The organism is Flavobacterium sp. (assembly GCF_036741995.1).
GTDB lineage: Bacteria > Bacteroidota > Bacteroidia > Flavobacteriales > Flavobacteriaceae > Flavobacterium.
On record NZ_DAINRG010000106.1, the window covers coordinates 1 to 2,161 of the forward strand.

Below are 2,161 nucleotides of genomic sequence, written 5' to 3' on the forward strand. Positions count from 1 at the left end.
GTACAAATTCTTCTATAGTTAAAGTATTGACAATTGGCACAGGTTATTCAGGTAATATCCAATGGCAACGTTCTACGGATTTAGGAGTTACGTATAATGATATTGCTGGAGAGACATCGCAAAGTTATACTATCACTAATCCGGTAGTAGGCGCTAATTACTACAGAGCTAAGTTCAGCAATGGCTGTACAGAGGTGATAGGAGCTACTAAAATAGTTTACTACAATGACTGTGGAAATGTTGGTGGAAATGCTGAGGGAGGTACTGTAATTAAAGCAGTAGTTAAATCTTCGTTTGCAGTGGCTGCTTATCCAAATCCATACAGTGAGAACTTCAACTTGAGTTTAACAACCACAAGTGAGGATAGCGTAGGAGTTGTGATTTATGATATGACAGGCCGATTGATCGATCAGAGAGAGGTTAAGGCAGATGAAGTATCTACATTACAAATAGGAGACCGTTATCCATCTGGAGTTTACAATGTAATTGTAACACAGGGAAGTGAAGTTAAAACACTTAGAGTGATTAAACGATAATCGTATAATTGATATTAAACTAAAAGCCTCTTCAGAAATGAAGAGGCTTTTTTATTTAAAAACATCCATATAAATGAATCACGTCAATTATATTTTTGTCGTTTTTTAAAGGAGTGGAATTAATCTAAATTCAATACATTTGTCAAAATTATTTATTATTGGTTAGCCCCAAATTACTGAAATCATTAGTGCTTGCGATGTATAAAAATCAAATTAAAATACTTATTGATTTTATTGTTTCTTTATTAGGACTTATTATTTTGTTTCCTGTCTTTTTAGTTGTTACCGTTCTGCTCTATTTTGCCAACAATGGAAAGCCCTTTTTTATTCAATCAAGACCAGGAAAGAATGGAGTAGTTTTTAATATCATTAAATTTAAAACTATGAATGATAAAAAGGATGCCAATGGTGTTCTTTTGTCCGATGCTGAACGTATGACTAAGATAGGTTCCTTTGTTAGGAAAACTTCGTTAGACGAAATCCCCCAATTAATCAATGTGATTAAAGGAGACATGAGTTTAATTGGTCCGAGACCTTTACTGACACATTACCTACATTTGTATAGCGCTTTTCAAAACAGAAGACATGAAGTTAGACCGGGGATAACGGGTTGGGCTCAAGTAAATGGAAGAAATGACATCAGTTGGGATCAAAAATTTGAATATGACGTTTGGTATGTAGACAATATTTCCTTTGTTTTGGATTTGAAAATTGTCATGAAAACGATTTTAAAAGTTTTAAAAAGAGAAGGAATCAATTCGGCTGATTCAGCAACAATAGAACCATTTAATGGAAACTAAAATTAATTTATACGGCGCAAGCGGTCATTGTAAGGTGATTGTTGATATTTTACTATCCAACAAGACTACAGTTGGAAAGATTATTGATGACAACCCAAAGTTGGCTACCATATTAAATTTTGAAGTTCAAAAAAAAGAGGCTTTTGTTTTTGAAGCGCATTCAAATTGGATTATTTCGATAGGTAATAATAAAGTTAGAAAAATGCTTTCGCATCAATTACAACTCAATTTTGTGGTGGCAGTGCACAGTAAGGCCGTGGTTTCACCATTTACAACGATTGGAGAGGGAACGGTAATAATGGCCGGAGTCATAATTAATCCGGATGTTGCTATTGGTAAACATTGCATTATAAATACAGGAGCCGTTTTAGAACACGATTGTATAATACATGATTTTGCTCACATATCACCTTCAGTAGCTTTGGCAGGAGGAGTCATTGTAGGCGAAGGTTCTCATATAGGAATTGGAGCTTCTATTATTCAAGGAGTGAAAATTGGAAAATGGGCCACTATTGGTGCCGGAGCTGTAGTTTTAAAAGATATTCCCGATTATGCCGTTGTTGTTGGCAATCCGGGTAGAATACTAAAATATAATAAAGAAAATGAGTAATTCAAAGATTTGGCTATCCTCACCCCATATGGGAGGTAATGAACAAAAGTTTGTTCAGGAAGCTTTTGCCAGTAACTGGGTAGCGCCTTTGGGCCCAAACGTCACTGGATTTGAACAAGATTTAGAACAGTATTTAGGTGAAAATATATTTGTTGGGGCACTCAGTTCGGGCACAGCGGCACTTCATTTGGCACTTATTTTATTAGGTGTTGAGC

The 2,161-nt window shown here is 35.3% G+C and carries 4 protein-coding genes; all 4 read left to right on the forward strand.

The window, feature by feature from the left end; genetic code table 11:
* On the forward strand, positions 1-536 hold a 536-nt coding region (locus V7D82_RS13690; RefSeq protein ID WP_333601509.1), incomplete at its 5' end, for a T9SS type A sorting domain-containing protein.
* Positions 537-733: 197 nt separating this feature from the next.
* The gene (locus tag V7D82_RS13695; RefSeq protein ID WP_333601510.1) at positions 734-1,336 is read left to right on the forward strand and encodes a sugar transferase; all 603 of its coding nucleotides are present in this window, start codon (positions 734-736) and stop codon (positions 1,334-1,336) included.
* Complete coding sequence (locus V7D82_RS13700) at positions 1,326-1,946, forward strand: acetyltransferase (RefSeq protein WP_442902395.1); 621 nt, start codon at positions 1,326-1,328, stop codon at positions 1,944-1,946. Before V7D82_RS13695 ends, V7D82_RS13700 begins: the two co-directional genes overlap by 11 nt.
* On the forward strand, positions 1,939-2,161 hold a 223-nt coding region (locus tag V7D82_RS13705), incomplete at its 3' end, for a DegT/DnrJ/EryC1/StrS family aminotransferase (protein ID WP_333601511.1). The genes V7D82_RS13700 and V7D82_RS13705, both read left to right, overlap by 8 nt.